Genomic DNA, 15161 nt, shown 5'->3' with positions numbered 1-15161 from the left:
CCAAAGCTGAATCAGCGGTTTCTGTCAGTGGCCGGCTGTAGATTAGATGCATGAGTCTTGCGCAGGAGATCAACCGCGTCGTTGCGCCCTTCGAGGTCATCAGCGAGTTCAAGCCGGCAGGCGACCAGCCCGCGGCCATCGCCGAACTGACCGAACGCATTAAGAACGGCGAAAAAGACGTGGTCCTGCTCGGCGCCACGGGTACCGGCAAGAGCGCCACCACCGCCTGGCTGATCGAGCAGGTCCAGCGGCCCACCCTGGTGATGGTGCAGAACAAGACCCTCGCGGCGCAGCTGGCCAACGAGTTCCGCGAACTCCTGCCCAACAATGCGGTGGAGTACTTCGTCTCCTACTACGACTACTACCAGCCTGAAGCGTACGTCGCGCAGACGGACACGTTCATCGAGAAGGACTCCTCCATCAACGAGGAAGTGGAGCGGCTGCGGCACTCCGCCACCAACGCCCTGCTCACCCGCCGCGACGTGATTGTGGTGGCCACCGTGTCCTGCATCTACGGCCTGGGCACGCCGGAAGAGTACATCGCCGGCATGGTGACGCTGCGCAAGGGCGCCGAGATGAACCGTGATGACCTGCTCCGCAAATTCGTGTCCATGCAGTACGTCCGCAACGACATGGATTTCCACCGCGGTACCTTCCGGGTCCGCGGCGACACCGTGGAAATCATTCCCATGTATGAGGAACTGGCCCTCCGGATCGAGTTTTTCGGGGATGAGATTGAGAACATCCATACCCTGCATCCGCTGACCGGCGAGGTGATCCGGGACGAAGAGGAGATGTATGTTTTCCCGGCTTCGCACTATGTGGCCGGACCCGAACGGATGGCGCGTGCCATCAAGCGGATCGAGGACGAACTCGCCGAACGGCTCCAGCTTCTGGAAAGCCAGAACAAGCTCGTGGAAGCCCAGCGCCTGCGGATGCGCACCACGTACGACCTCGAGATGATGCAGCAGATGGGCTTCTGCAACGGCATCGAGAACTACTCAGCGCACATTGACGGCCGCGCCCCCGGAACCGCCCCGCATTGCCTCCTGGACTACTTCCCTGACGACTTCCTGCTGGTGGTGGACGAGTCGCACGTGACCATCCCGCAGATCGGGGCTATGTACGAGGGCGACATGTCCCGCAAGCGGAACTTGGTGGACTTCGGTTTCCGGCTGCCGTCCGCCATGGACAACCGTCCGTTGAAATGGGACGAGTTCCTGGAGCGCACAGGCCAGACTGTCTACTTGTCCGCCACACCGGGCAAATACGAACTGGGCAAGTCGGACGGCTTCGTCCAGCAGATCATCCGGCCCACCGGACTCATCGACCCCGAGGTGGTGGTCAAGCCCACCAAGGGGCAGATCGACGACCTTCTGGGTGAGATCAAGACCCGAACGGACAAGAATGAACGCGTCTTGGTCACCACGCTCACCAAGCGGATGGCGGAGGACCTTACCGACTACCTGCTGGGCCATGGCGTCAAGGTGGAGTATCTGCACTCAGACGTCGACACGCTGCGGCGTGTTGAGCTGCTGCGCGAACTCCGGATGGGCACGTTTGACGTCCTGGTAGGCATCAACCTGCTCCGGGAAGGCCTTGACCTGCCGGAGGTCTCTCTGGTGAGCATCCTCGACGCGGACAAGGAAGGCTTCCTGCGTTCCTCCACGTCGCTGATCCAGACCATCGGCCGTGCCGCCCGCAACGTCTCGGGCCAGGTCCACATGTACGCGGACCGGATCACCGATTCCATGGCGCACGCGATCGATGAAACCAACCGGCGCCGCGCCATCCAGGTGGCCTACAACACCGAGAACGGAATCGACCCGCAACCGCTGCGGAAGAAGATCGCCGACATCACGGACCAGCTGGCCAAGGAAGACGCCGACACCGATGCACTGTTGGGCAGCTTTGACTACGGCAAGGGCAAGCGCGGTATCACGGCGGCGGCCAAGCCCGGCAAGGGTGCCAAGAAGGGCGCTGCCATGGTCCGCGCCGACGGGCTGGCAGCGGCTCCTGCCGAGGACCTTGTGGGCCTGATCGAGCAGCTGACCGAACAGATGCACGGTGCGGCCGCGGAGCTGCAGTTCGAAGTCGCTGCCCGGATCCGCGACGAAGTTTCCGAGCTGAAGAAGGAACTGCGCCAGATGCAGTCGGCCGGGCACGCGTAGCATCCGGCGCGTCGGCAGGCACGGCAGGTAGGGCGCGGCAGGCAGGGAGTGTCATGTGGCGCGGCGGGCGTCACTTGGCGCGCGCAGCCGTGCCTCTAGGGTAAAGTTGTGGTCACGTAGGGGAGTATCCCAAGCGCTACGAACGTCAACACGCAGGGCACAGATGCCTTGCCGGGCGTAGCGGGCAGCCACATCAGCACAAAGTGCACAGGTTCGCCGGAGAGACTTACACCGGTTTTCTGTACCCTGCGAAAGGCATTTTTGTGGAACTTCCCGTCTGGTTCGAGGTCGGCTCGTTCGTCGTCCTCGGCATCATCCTCCTTATGGACCTGCTTCTGGTCGTGCGCCGTCCGCACGAGCCCTCCATGAAGGAAGCCGGCCTCTGGGTGGCCTTCTATGTGGCACTGGCCCTCGTGTTCGCCGGTGCCATGTTCATGTTCACGGGACCCGAGTACGGCAGCCAGTTCGTGGCCGGTTGGGTGACTGAGTACAGCCTCAGCATCGACAACCTGTTTGTCTTCATCATCATCATGGCCCGCTTCTCGGTGCCTCGTAAGTACCAGCAGGAAGTGCTGATGGTGGGCATCATCATCGCGCTGATCCTGCGCGGCATCTTCATCATGCTCGGCGCCATCGTGATCGAGCAGTTCAGCTGGGTCTTCTACATCTTCGGCGCCTTCCTTCTCTGGACCGCCTGGAAGCAGGCCCAGGACGAGGGCGAGGACGAAGAGGACAAGGAAAACGCCCTCATCGGCAAGCTCCGCAAGGTGATCCCGATGTCCGAGAAGTTCGACGGCGGCAAGTTGCGCACCACCGTAAACGGCAAGAAGGTCTTCACCCCGATGGTGATCGTCTTCATCACCATCGGCATGACGGACCTGCTGTTCGCCGTCGACTCCATCCCCGCCATCTTCGGCCTCACGCAGAGCGCCTTCATCGTCTTCACGGCGAACATCTTCGCCCTGATGGGCCTGCGGCAGCTGTACTTCCTGCTCGGCGGCCTGATGAACCGCCTCATCTACCTGAAGCACGCGCTGTCCATCATCCTGGCGTTCATCGGCGTGAAGCTGATCCTGCACGCCATGCACGTCAACGAACTGCCGTTCATCAACGGCGGCCACCACATCGAGTGGGCTCCGGAAATCCCGACGTACGTCTCGCTCGCGGTCATCATCGGCACCATCATCATCGCCGTCATCGCCAGCCTGGTGAGCTCCGGCGCGCAGAAGGCCAAGCTGGACGCCCGCCTCGAGGAGGACGCCCGGAAGAGCCTGAGCGACGTCGACTAGGTTCTGACGTCGACTGGGTTCTACTGACCCGTCTCAGCAGAAAGCAACCCCGGCCATCTGGTGGCCGGGGTTGCTTTGTCTCTTTCAAGGATGCCTGGCGGGTTTGAAGCGCGAACTGGCAGGTAATGCCCTCAAATCCCCATTTTGCGGGCATTATCTGCCGGTTCGCGCCGCATATGAATCCGTTCGCGCGGGCCTCAGCGGGCGGAGCGGACCATGCCGAGGAGCCGCCCGAAGATGGCCTCGCCGTCGTCGGCAATGCCGTCGTGGTGGAACTCGCCGGTCTCCCAGGTCTTCAGCTTGCGGACGGCGGCGGCGGTCTCCAGGGAGAGCCCGTGGTCCACGTAGATGTCGTCGCGGTAGACGGCGGCTGCCGCCGGAACGATGTTGGCCGCCAGCTGGTGCGTGTCGTACAGCGGCTTCCAGTCAGCCTTGGCCGCCAGCAGTTCCGCGACCTCCTTCAGGGGACTTAGGGCGGGATCCTGGTCGAAGTACCACGGGTAGACCATCTCGCCGGTGAGGAGGATCTCGGCAGCGTCCGGGCTGAACTCGGGGAACTCTTCGAGGACCCGCCACGCCGCCCAGTCCGTGGCCGTGCCCTGGCCGTAGATGGACTCGTGCATCAGCGCGTACAGCGGATTGGCTGCGCGCGAAACCAGGGTGCGGACCTGCTCACGGAACGGGTCCGAGAGCCGCCGGCCCCCGGGAGTGTCGACGAAGGCGTCCTCCAGCAGATTGTGGAGGTTGTCCACCCTGGTGTTTCCGCCGAGGAAGGATCCCACCATCTGGAACCTCTCCACCGTGAGCGGGGAGCCGTCGGGGAGGCGTTCCGGGGTGCTGCGAAGGTGATCGGCGATCCGGTTTACGGCATCCCGGTCTTCGGGGTACCAGCCGAAGTATTCGGCGTTGCGGGCTGCCACCCGCTTGAACGTCTCGCGGTAGACCCGCTCGGGGGAGCCGGTCAGCGGGGCCAGCCCGCCGGTGATCAGCACCTCGCGCAGGCCGGTGGGCGCGAACGACAGGTACGTCAGCGCACAGAAGCCGCCGTAGCTCTGCCCGTAGACAGTCCACGGTCCGGAGCCGAGGGCCTGCCGGATCAGCTCGGCGTCGGCAACAATCGAGTCGGCCCGGAAATGCTCAAGGTACCTTGCCTGCGCCGCAGCGTCACCGCGCAGCGGCAGGGTGTTGCGGTCAATGGGGGAGGAGAGGCCGGTGCCCCGCTGGTCCAGCATGAGGATGCGGAAGTCCTTTGCCGCCGCCTTGCTCCAGCCGCCCAGCGACGCGAAGCGGTTGCCGCGGCCGCCGGGACCGCCCTGCAGGTACAGGAGCCACGGCAGCTCCGCCGCCTCGGCCTCGCTGTGCTCGTCAGACACGTATTCGCGGGCGAAGACCGTGATGGTCTCGGCCGCGCCTGCTCCGTCCGAGCCGGCAAAATGGTCCAGCGGCAGGGTGAAGCAGTGTTCTGCGGTGCGCATGCCGCGGAACTTGTGCCGGGCACGGACTGTATGGACGGGGCCCTGGTGGACGCCGGTGTCCAGCGTTGCCTCAGCCATGGACACCAACCTCGCTGCGGCTGCCGAATTCGGCCAGCGCCGTTCCGGTCAGCCGGAACGTGGACCATTCCTCCATCGGGAACGCGCCGAGCTTGCGGTAGAAGTTGATGGACGGTTCGTTCCAGTCCAGGACGCTCCATTCGACGCGTGCATAGCCGCGTTCGACGGCGGTGGCCGCCAGATGCTGCAGCAGCGCCTTCCCGTGGCCCTCGCCGCGCGCCTCCGGGGTGACGTAGAGGTCCTCGAGGTAGATCCCGTGCACGCCCTCCCACGTTGAGTAGTTCAGGAACCACAGGGCGAAGCCCCGCACCTCGCCGTCCTCGTTCTCCGCCATGTTGGCGTACACGCGCGGGTTGCTGCCGAAGAGCACTTCGGTGAGCATTTCAGGGGTATTGCGGACGGCGTCCGGCTCCTTTTCGTAGACAGCCAGTTCGTGGATCAGCTGCAGGATGACGGGAACGTCGGCGGGTGTTGCGGGACGGATTACACTCATGGGTTCGAGCTTACTGGGTCCGCGCCTGCCCGATCAGGCCGGACAGCACACAGGGCAGCACCGGGCACATTGCCACCGGAGTATAGGCTGTTGATTCCAATGACTCACCATCAGAGCAGCAACCCTCCCGGAGGCAGTAGCGAACGGCCGGCCGGGCCGGACATTGACCGGATTCTGCTGGCCGCTGTGAAGCTGTCCAGCGTGGACCTTCGGCAGGCCGGCACGTTGGATGACGGCGAGCGTCAGCGGGCGGCGTCGTTCCGTTCCGAACTGCAGCGGGACAGGTTCCTGGCCGGCCGCATAGCGTTGCGCCGCCACGCCGCCACGGCCGCAGGAGTCGGTGCCGGCGCTCTGCAGGCCGACTATGTCTGCCGGGAGTGCACCCGGGACGACCACGTGCACGGAACGCCCCGGTACCGGGCCGGTCCATCCGGGCCCACGGTACTGGCGAGCCTGAGCCGGGCAGAGGACTGGTGCCTTCTGGCTGCAACAACCGATGAACAGGTGCTGGGAGTCGGCGTGGACCTGGAGGCCAGCACAGCCGCAGGCTTCGACGGGTTCGGGGCGGTTGCCCTTTCGGAGCGCGAGCGGGAATACCTTCAGAGGGCGGAGCCGGCACTCCGGCCGGGGGTCCAGACTCTCCTGTGGACGCGCAAGGAAGCAGTCCTCAAAGCGCTGGGCAGGGGTCTGGCCGTTGTCGACCCGAGCGATGTGGACGTGGTCGGGCCAGTTCCCTTGCTGCCAGGGCATCTAAAGGCGGCTGCCGGGCCTTTGGTGGCGGCTGTGCCTCTGGTGGGGGGCCAGGAAGGCGGCCATCTGTGGCTGGTCGGCGCCGTAGAGCCGGACTCGGTGGGGCTGCCGGATTCCTTCACTGCGGCAGTGGCGGTTCTTCTGAAGCCTCATTCGTAGCCCGCAGCCCCGGTTCGATCACTCAGTCCGCATGTTCAGTCGGGTCGGGGCGCCACCGCGTAGGCGGCTGTGGCGTAACCCAGGGCACCCGCCATTTCGTTGAGCAGTTTCGGGTCGATGTTCGAGATGGTGTCGCAGCTCTTGTGATAGCAGGGGTCCAGGTCGTCGTCCTCAACCCCGCCGAATTCCTCGACCTGGTCCGCCGTCTTGCGGTCAACATCCCCGCTGAACAGACCGCCGGTCGGGATGCCGGCCCCCAGGAAGGGCTGGTAGTCGGAGCCGCCGTCAAACACCGTGGCCTCAGCTGCCAATCCATTCTGCGCAAAATAGTCCATGAACGTGCCCTCGATCCCGTCCGATCCGGCGGGACCGGCATCCCCGAAGGTGGACCCGTCTCCATCGTGGACGAACCGTCCGCCGTTGGGCGACGCCACCATGTCCAGGTTGATGTTCAACATCGTCTGGGAGATTTCGCTGTCGCTGAGCGAGTCCACGTAGTGCTTGGAACCCAGCAGATCAACCTCTTCGGCTCCCCAGAAGGCAAAGCGCACCCTGTTCTTTGGCTGGACCTTCGTTTCTGCCATCCAGCGGGCCGTTTCGATCATGGCGGCTACGCCGCTGCCGTTGTCGTTGATGCCGGGTCCGCGGCGAACGGAGTCCAGGTGCCCACCCACGACGATGGTGTGCGCCGCATCGCCAGCCGTGTCTGCGAGGATATTGAAGGTCTCCACGTCCGCATCGTCGTCCCGGTACGTGAAGACCTGGCGGACTGGCTTGTAGCCGGCGGCGCGCAGCTGCTCCTCGACGTACCGGGCGGAGGCTTCGTAGCCCGGGGTGCCCGAGGCACGGTTTCCGCCCGAATCGTCCGCGGCCTTCTGCAGCGCCTCAAGGTGCTTCATCAGGTTCCTGCCGGCGAAGGCAGCATGTACCTGGCTGGCCTTTGCCTTCGGCGCGGGGCTGACGGTTCCCGGCCGGGGAGTGACGGTCTCCGGCAGCGTGGGCAACGGCCGGGCAGACTGCGGTGTTTCCTCCGCTGGCAAAGTCACAGCCGGCGGGGCCTGGGTGGGGGGCTTCGCGGCAGGCGACGAACACGCCGCCAGCAACACGGCGACCACAGCAACTAAGGCTCCGGTTGTGGTCTTTCGCGGTCTGCGCATCGAGCGGAACGCGTCCATATTTGAAAAGTTACCGCCTGCTTCGGGCGCGCCGGAAGGACTCTAACGAGAGTCAGGTAGGCAGCGAACAAAATGCTGCGCGTGCGAGTAAGTAGGTACTAACACTGCCCAGGATGCAGGTACTCAGAGTGGTTGCGTTGGGCCACGAAATCTGCCTACTGTCGAACCAGCAGGTTTGAAGCCTCAACTGCATTCCGGAGTACTCGCGGTGGGGAAGCCAGCTATTCGCTGCTGGGGGAAATAGCGGTGGCCGCAGTGTTCCGCACATGCCGCTGTGCGCGGCTCTTCTTGAAAAGTGAACAGGGTCTGGACGCAGATGTCCGCCACCCTTCACACACAAGCTGGCAGGAACATCCCCATGATGGACATTTTTGAATCCCTGGAATCCGAAGTCCGTTGCTATTGCCGAAATTGGGACACCGTTTTCGAGCGCGCGGCCGGCAGCATGATCTACGGCGAGGACGGGCGCGAGTACGTCGATTTCTTTTCCGGTGCTGGTGCCCTGAACTATGGACACAACCACCCGGCCCTTCTTCGCCCTCTTGTGGAGTATCTGCTCTCCGGCGCGGTGGTCCACTCCCTTGACATGAAAACTGCCGCGAAGAGGCGGTTCCTGGAGACATTCCACGAGCTGATCCTCAAGCCCCGGGACCTTGACTACAAGGTCATGTTTCCCGGGCCAACCGGGACAAACTGTGTGGAGGCCGCGCTGAAGCTGGCCAGAAAGGTGACCGGGCGCCCGCACATCCTCGGCTTTACCAACGCATTCCACGGGATGACCCTTGGTTCGCTGGCCGTGACGGGCAACTCCATGAAAAGGCACGGCGCCGGAGTCCCCCTGAGCAACGCGTCCAGCATTCCGTACGATGGTTTCCTCGACGGCGGTGCCCCCGACTTCCAATGGCTCCGCCTGGCCCTGGACGACCGTGGCTCCGGGCTGGAAAAGCCTGCCGCGATCATCGTTGAAACCGTTCAGGGCGAGGGCGGCCTCAGGGCCGCACGGGCCGCCTGGCTTCGGGAGCTCTCAGACATTTGCCATCAGCACGGGATCCTGCTCATCGTGGACGACGTTCAGGCCGGATGCGGGCGGACGGGGACCTTCTTCAGCTTCGAGGAATCAGGCATCGTCCCGGACATTGTGTGCCTCTCCAAATCCATTTCAGGTTTCGGACTGCCGCTGGCCCTCACCCTGTTCAAACGCGAACTGGATGTCTGGAAGCCGGGGGAGCACAACGGAACCTTCCGCGGACACAACCTGGCATTCGTCACGGGCGCTGCAGCCTTGGAGCACTTCTGGCAGGACAGGCACTTCGAGGCCAGGATCGCGGCGCGGGCAGACCAGCTGCAGGCCGGGCTGGCACGGATCGCCGACGCGGCCGACGGTGCCACCGTCCGGGGCCGGGGCCTGCTGGCGGGAATCCACTACACCGATGCCAACGCGGCCGGAAAGATCGCAGCCGAGGCATTTGCCCGCGGCCTCCTCGTGGAGACCTCGGGTCCGGAAGATGAGGTCCTCAAGACCATGCCGGCACTGACCATCAGCGCCGAGGATCTGGGCCGCGGACTGGCGATCCTCGCCGGGGCGGCTGAATCTGTCACCGGCACCGGCCGCAGGACCGTACTCAAAACTGTCGCCTGACCACGCAAGGGTCACCAGATTGCGCCTGACCAGGAAAAACCGCCGTACGACGACGTAAGGATCGCGGGAAATCCAATGAGCATGCCCTTTGAACGTCCGGCAGATGACGAGTCCTTCGGATCTGCACCGCCTGCAAGTCCACTCCACCCCACAGCCAGGGCCCCGCTCTGGACCGAGTGGACCCACTCCGTTTATGCCGACACCGGCCCCACAGTTCCCAGGGGTTCGCTGATCGTGCAGAAGTTCGGCGGCTCATCGGTGGCCGACGCCGCCGGCATCTGCCGGGCCGCCCGCAGGATAGCCAAGACCCGCGAGGCGGGATACCAGGTGGTTGCGGTGGTGTCGGCCATGGGCGACACGACCGACCAGCTGTGCGAACTGGCCGCCGGGGTGGCCCACAATCCGAATCCGGGCGCACTGGATTCCCTGCTCAGCATGGGGGAGGCCGTCTCCTCATCACTGCTGGCCATGGCCCTGGTGGACTGCGGCCAGGCGGCCCGGACCTTCACCGGAAGCCAGGCCGGGCTGATCACGGACAGCGTCCACGGCAAGGCGCGGATCACCGATGTCAGGCCCGGACGGCTCCGCACCTGCCTTGACCATGACACCGTGCCGATCGTGGCCGGCTTCCAGGGCAGGACGCAGAAAGGCCGGCGGGTGACGACGCTCGGACGGGGCGGGTCGGACCTGACAGCCGTGGCACTCGCAGCCGCCCTCGGGGCAGGCATCTGCGAGATCTACACGGACGTAGACGGCGTCTACACGGCGGATCCCCGCATAGTTCCTACGGCGCGGAAGATTGCTGCCCTGTCGAGCGAGGAGATGCTTGAATTTGCGGCCTGCGGCAGCAAGGTCATGCACCTGCGCAGCGTTGAGTACGCCCGCCGTTTCGGTCTGCCCATCCATGTCAGGTCGTCATTCTCGGACGACATGGGAACCCTGATCCTGCCCGGCCTTGATCGGAGCCCCTTCCAGCGGCCCGCGCCGGAGCAGGCGGTCATCACCGAGGTCTCCGGGTGCGAGGCACTGGCGGAAATCACCGTTGCCGGACTGCCAGATGACGCTGCCAGCATGTCGGCACTTTTCCGGAGCCTGTCCCAGCCGGGAAGCAGCGTCCAGTCCATCGTCGAGAAGCGGCCGGGCACCGCCCGGCGTGCCGACGTCGTGTTTTCACTGCCGGCAGCCCAGTCCGCCGGTGCCCTGTCCCTGCTCCGCTCCCGGCAGGAAGACCTCGGCTTCGAGGGGCTGCAGCACAACGGGCTGGCAGGCAAGGTCATGCTGTCCGGGCTCGGCATGAGGTCATCTCCTACGGTGTTCTCCACGTTTTTCAATGCGCTGTCAAAGGCCCGGGTGGACCTGGACCTGATCGAAATTTCAGAGACGGGCCTCGGGGCACTGACCCGGGCCGACCAGCTGGAGAATGCAGTCCGGGCTGTCCGGGCGGCCTTCGGCTTCAGCACGGACATGGTGGCGGCGAAGACGTCGGCGGCCACGCGGCTCGCAGCCGCCCGCGGCCCTCGCCCCGGCGCCGCGGGCCACCAGCACCCTTCACGGAGCGCTCAGGCGAAGCTGACACGGCGGGCATAGAGCCCGGCTCCATGGGATCGATTCCAATGAAGGAACCAGCACAATGACCAAAAACGTGAAGACCCGGAGCCGCGGTGGCCTCCGGCCCGCCGAGCTGCGCGGAATCCTGACAACAGGCCGGGACGGGGCAGGGCCGGTCCTGACTTCGGCCTTCCCCGACCATGTGGCTCGTTGGACCACAGGCGAACGGCTAAACCAGCTGTTTGAGGACCGGTGTGACGCCTATGCCGAGCAGGGCAGCGCGGACCAGCTCGCCGTTGACGCCGAGGACACAGTCCTCACCTACACGGAGCTAGACCGGCGGGCCAACCAGCTGGCACGCTACCTGCTCGACTCCGGTGCGCGGCCAGGGGACCGGATAGCACTGCTGTTCGATCAGCCGTCCTTCGCCTATGTCGCGATGCTCGGCGTGCTCAAGATCCACGCCGCCTATGTCCCGCTGGATCCGGGCTTCCCGCCGGACCGGCTGAAGTACATTGTCGAGGACGCCGATGTGACAGCCGTCCTTTCCCTGTCCCGCCTGCGGGACCTGCTGCCGGAAGTGGCCGCCCTGACGGTCTGCCTGGACGACGTTCGTGAAATCGTGGAGGCCCAGGACCCGGGCCGCCTGGATGAAGCGTCCCTGCCGGGTGGGACGCGGGATGAGCTCGCCTACATTATTTACACGTCAGGATCCACGGGCAGGCCGAAAGGCGTGGCCATCGAGCACGCCAGCATCTGCAACTTCGTCCGGGTCGCCTCTGCCCTCTACGGGATCGAGCCGGCAGACCGCGTGTACCAGGGGATGACCATTGCCTTCGACTTCTCGGTTGAGGAAATCTGGGTTTCCTGGCTCGCCGGGGCCACGCTGGTGCCCAAACCCGCAGGGTCCACCCTGCTGGGCGCCGATCTTGCCGCTTACCTGGTTGCCAAGCGGATCAGCGCACTGTGCTGCGTGCCCACGCTGCTGGCCACTATCGACGAGGACCTCCCCGAGCTGCGCTTCCTGCTGGTTTCCGGCGAGGCGTGCCCGCGGGACCTGGTGACCCGCTGGCACATCCCCGGCCGGCGCTTCCTAAATGTCTACGGACCGACGGAAGCGACCGTCACGGCCACCTGGGCGCTCGTGGACCCGGACGGGCCTGTCTCCCTGGGCGTTCCGCTTCCCACCTACTCCGCTGTCATCCTGGATCCCGTCGAAAGCCGCTGTCTTCCGCAGGGAGAATCGGGGGAGATCGGTCTGGCCGGCGTCGGCCTGGCCCGGGGATACGTCAACCGCCCGGACCTGACAGAAAAAGCCTTTGTTCCGGACTTCCTGAACATCAGCAACAATCCTTCGGGACGGATCTACCGCACCGGCGATTTGGGCAGGATCAACAAGGACGGGGAAATCGAGTACCTGGGCCGCATTGATACCCAGGTCAAGATCCGCGGGTACCGCATCGAACTCGCGGAGATCGAGTCGTTCCTCCTGCAGTTCCCGGGAATCGCACACGCAGTTGTCAACACCTTTGAACCGGATCCGGGGCTGGTGGAACTCGCGGCGTACTTCACGCTGCGCCATGACGCGGGCACCGTCGAAGCGCCGGACATTTACCGGATGCTGCGCACCAGGCTTCCCGGCTACATGGTGCCTTCTTACTACGAGCAGCTTGAATCCATTCCGATGATGGCCAGCGGCAAGGCCGACCGGAAGCGGCTGCCGCGGCCATCCGAACGGGTCAGCCTGGCCGTGTCCGGAACCTACACCACCCCGGAGACGCCGGCCGAAGTCGCACTGGCCGGGCAACTGGGCACGGTCCTGGGCCTTGACCGCGTCTCTGCCGACGCGCACTTCTTCAGCGACCTGGGTGCGAACTCCCTGCTGATGGCGCACTTCTGCGCCCGGGTCAGGAACAACACGGACCTGACAGCCCCGGCCATGCAGGACGTCTACCAGAACCCGACCGTCCGCCAGCTGGCGGGAGTGCTCACAGCCGCCGCATCCGCACCTGAAGGCACCCCCCGGACTCCGGAACCCGGCTATCCAACGGCAACAGAACCGGATCCCCCGCTCCCGGCCACCTTCCAGTACGTCCTCTGCGGCGCGATCCAGCTGGCCATCTTCCTCGGCTACACCATGTTCGCCGCGTGGCTGCTGGTCGTGGGTGTCGGCTGGACCACCACTGGAACGAGCCTGCTCGATACGTGGCTGCGCTCCGTAGGGCTTGGCGCCACCATGTTCCTCGTGCTTTCCTTGACGCCCGTGGTCCTCAAGTGGGCCCTGATCGGCCGCTGGAAGCCCCGGAAAATCCGCCTCTGGAGCCTGGACTACATCCGGTTCTGGTTGGTGAAGACGCTGACACGGCGCAATCCGATGGTGTTCTTTGCCGGTTCACCGCTTTATGTGCTGTACCTGCGCATGCTCGGGGCAAAGATCGGCAAAGGTGCGGTGATCTTCTCCCGGAACGTGCCGGCGTGCCCGGATCTGCTGACCGTTGGCGACCACGCTGTCATCCACAAGAACGCCTTCTTCCTCTGCTACCGGGCCCGCCCCGGCGTCATCGAAACCGGACGCGTGACGCTGGGAAGCAACGCCCTGCTATCGGAGAACACCACGCTCGACATCTGGACCTCGATGGGGAAGGACGCCCAGCTTGGGCACGCCTCGGCGCTGCAGACGTCCATGTCCATCCCCGATGGAGAAGTCTGGCACGGGTCCCCGCCCATCAGGGCGAACACCAACTATCGGCGCGTTCCGCCCGCGAAGTGCACTACCCGCCGGAAAGTCATTTTCAGCGTGTTCCAGCTGGTGAGCAGATTCGTCGTGGTGGCGCCCCTCGGCGTCCTCGGGCTCAGCAGTCTGTTACCCCCATACCTGGACCCTGCGAACCTGCGCCTGGGCGACCCGAAATTCCTCCTCGACGTCCTGGCCGCCACGCTGGTCCTGTTTCTGTCGGGGCTCATTGGCGGGATGATTTTTGTGCTGGCGGTTCCGCGCCTCCTCAATCCCTTGCTCAAGCCGGACAAGGTCTACCCGCTCTACGGGGTGCATTTTTCCATCCAGCGGACGATTTCCCGGATCTCCAACGCCTCGCTGTACCTGAACATCTTCGGTGACAGCTCGTACATCGTCCACTACCTCAAGGCCCTGGGCTACGATCTCTGCAAAGTCGAGCAGACGGGTTCGAACTTCGGCCCCGGGGTTGCACACGAATCCCCGTTCCTCAGCACCGTGGGAACCGGAACAATGGCTTCCGACGGCCTCAACATCATGAACGCCGACTTTTCCAGCACGTCGTTCCGGGTCTCCAGGGTGCGCATAGCGGGCCGTAACTTCCTCGGGAACCACCTCACGTTTCCGATCGGTGCGCGTGTGGGCGAGAACTGCCTCCTGGCCACGAAAGTGATGGTCCCGATCGATGGTCCGGTCCGGACCGACGTGGGACTGCTTGGTTCACCCGCGTTTGAGATACCGCGTTCGGTCCAGCGCGATGCCCAGTTCGATGAACTCAAGACGGAGGAGGCCAGGAACCGGCTTCTTCCTGCCAAGAACCGGCACAACATCATCACAATGCTGCTGTTCCTGGCCGAGAACTGGTTCTGGGTGTTTGCAGCGACCCTCAGCGGCCTGGCTGCCGCGTCGGCCCACGGGGTGCTGGGCGCGCTGGCCGTTGCCCTGTCCATGGTGGGCTTCCTGGTTGTCCGCGTGCTGTTTTCCGCGCTGGTGGAGCACGCCGTCCTGGGCTTCCGGCCCTTGAAACCGGAGTACTGTTCCATTTACGACCGGTACTTCTGGCATCACGAACGGCTGTGGAAGCTGATGACCGCGGCACCCTTTAACGGCACGCCCTTCAAGCCCATGGTCTGGCGGCTGCTGGGTGTCAGGATGGGCAAGCGGGTCTACGACGCCGGTACCGGCATTCCGGAGAAAACACTGGTGACGATCGGCGATGATTGCGTCTTCAACGAGGGCTCAATCATGCAGGGGCACTCACTCGAGGACGGGACCTTCAAGTCCGGCTATATCGTTCTGGGCGACCGGTGCTGCCTCGGCGTCGAAGCTTTCGTCCACTACGGGGTGACGATGCGCAACGGATCCACCGTGGGGGCCGACGCCTTCCTGATGAAGGGGGCTGACGTTCCTGAGGGCGCTATGTTCGTGGGCAACCCGGCCCGTGACGTGACCCGGTCGCGGGGGACCGCGGGGCCGACGCCGGCTTTGGCCGGCGGGCCCCGCCACCGGGCTATGGCGGACAGAGGGAACGACGGCGGGGCGTCCACGCGGGACGACCATCACCGGAGGTCGCACGCCAGTTCCCAACGGCACCGGAGGACGGTGCCACGGTGACGGAACTGTCAGGCCCATGGAAGCGCCGTCTTCCAT

Annotated in this window: 9 protein-coding genes; 6 read left to right on the top strand and 3 right to left on the bottom strand. The window is 64.8% G+C overall.

Going from position 1 to position 15161, the window contains the following annotated elements:
* The first annotated feature begins 50 nt into the window (after positions 1-50).
* Positions 51-2171, top strand: a complete 2121-nt coding sequence (gene uvrB, locus R5O87_RS02715; protein ID WP_410555482.1) for an excinuclease ABC subunit UvrB — start codon at positions 51-53, stop codon at positions 2169-2171.
* 263 nt (positions 2172-2434) lie between these two features.
* A complete protein-coding gene (locus R5O87_RS02710; protein ID WP_410555481.1) occupies positions 2435-3460 on the top strand; it encodes a TerC family protein in 1026 nt (341 codons plus the stop codon).
* Between the two features lie 197 nt (positions 3461-3657).
* Here R5O87_RS02710 and R5O87_RS02705 read toward each other — a convergent pair whose 3' ends face one another.
* Both R5O87_RS02705 and R5O87_RS02700 read right to left on the bottom strand, forming a co-directional pair.
* On the bottom strand, positions 3658-5013 hold the full coding sequence (locus tag R5O87_RS02705) for an alpha/beta fold hydrolase (protein WP_410555480.1): 1356 nt from the start codon (positions 5011-5013) through the stop codon (positions 3658-3660).
* Complete coding sequence (locus tag R5O87_RS02700; protein ID WP_354260201.1) at positions 5006-5506, bottom strand: GNAT family N-acetyltransferase; 501 nt, start codon at positions 5504-5506, stop codon at positions 5006-5008. The genes R5O87_RS02705 and R5O87_RS02700 overlap by 8 nt, the downstream gene beginning before the upstream one ends.
* A gap of 99 nt (positions 5507-5605) precedes the next feature.
* Here R5O87_RS02700 and R5O87_RS02695 point away from each other — a divergent pair, with 99 nt between their 5' ends.
* Positions 5606-6415: a 4'-phosphopantetheinyl transferase family protein gene (locus R5O87_RS02695; RefSeq protein ID WP_410555479.1), complete on the top strand. Its 810-nt coding sequence runs from the start codon at positions 5606-5608 to the stop codon at positions 6413-6415.
* 35 nt (positions 6416-6450) lie between these two features.
* On the opposite strand, the gene R5O87_RS02690 is transcribed toward R5O87_RS02695, so the two are convergent.
* Positions 6451-7461: a M28 family metallopeptidase gene (locus R5O87_RS02690; protein WP_410555478.1), complete on the bottom strand. Its 1011-nt coding sequence runs from the start codon at positions 7459-7461 to the stop codon at positions 6451-6453.
* Positions 7462-7951: 490 nt separating this feature from the next.
* Here R5O87_RS02690 and ectB point away from each other — a divergent pair, with 490 nt between their 5' ends.
* From ectB to R5O87_RS02675, 3 genes are all read left to right on the top strand, one after another.
* Complete coding sequence (gene ectB / locus R5O87_RS02685) at positions 7952-9229, top strand: diaminobutyrate--2-oxoglutarate transaminase (RefSeq protein WP_410555548.1); 1278 nt, start codon at positions 7952-7954, stop codon at positions 9227-9229.
* A 75-nt stretch (positions 9230-9304) separates the two neighbouring features.
* Positions 9305-10816, top strand: a complete 1512-nt coding sequence (locus tag R5O87_RS02680) for an aspartate kinase (RefSeq protein WP_410555477.1) — start codon at positions 9305-9307, stop codon at positions 10814-10816.
* A 43-nt stretch (positions 10817-10859) separates the two neighbouring features.
* Entirely contained in the window at positions 10860-15125 is a 4266-nt protein-coding gene (locus tag R5O87_RS02675; protein ID WP_410555476.1) for a Pls/PosA family non-ribosomal peptide synthetase, read from the top strand.
* The last annotated feature ends 36 nt before the right edge of the window (positions 15126-15161 follow it).

This window comes from Arthrobacter globiformis, from assembly GCF_046536215.2.
In the GTDB taxonomy this organism is placed as follows: Bacteria; Actinomycetota; Actinomycetes; order Actinomycetales; family Micrococcaceae; genus Arthrobacter; species Arthrobacter globiformis_E.
The sequence above is the reverse complement of the archived record's forward strand: the minus strand, read 5'-3'. Positions and strand labels throughout refer to the sequence as shown.

What these genes read in the sequence shown, in the direction of transcription:
- uvrB (WP_410555482.1), top strand. Translation starts at nt 51, where the DNA reads ATGAGTCTTGCGCAGGAGATCAACCGCGTCGTTGCGCCCTTCGAGGTC.
- R5O87_RS02705 (WP_410555480.1), bottom strand. Translation starts at nt 5,013, where the DNA reads ATGGCTGAGGCAACGCTGGACACCGGCGTCCACCAGGGCCCCGTCCAT.
- R5O87_RS02700 (WP_354260201.1), bottom strand. Translation starts at nt 5,506, where the DNA reads ATGAGTGTAATCCGTCCCGCAACACCCGCCGACGTTCCCGTCATCCTG.
- R5O87_RS02695 (WP_410555479.1), top strand. Translation starts at nt 5,606, where the DNA reads ATGACTCACCATCAGAGCAGCAACCCTCCCGGAGGCAGTAGCGAACGG.
- ectB (WP_410555548.1), top strand. Translation starts at nt 7,952, where the DNA reads ATGGACATTTTTGAATCCCTGGAATCCGAAGTCCGTTGCTATTGCCGA.
- R5O87_RS02680 (WP_410555477.1), top strand. Translation starts at nt 9,305, where the DNA reads ATGAGCATGCCCTTTGAACGTCCGGCAGATGACGAGTCCTTCGGATCT.
- R5O87_RS02675 (WP_410555476.1), top strand. Translation starts at nt 10,860, where the DNA reads ATGACCAAAAACGTGAAGACCCGGAGCCGCGGTGGCCTCCGGCCCGCC.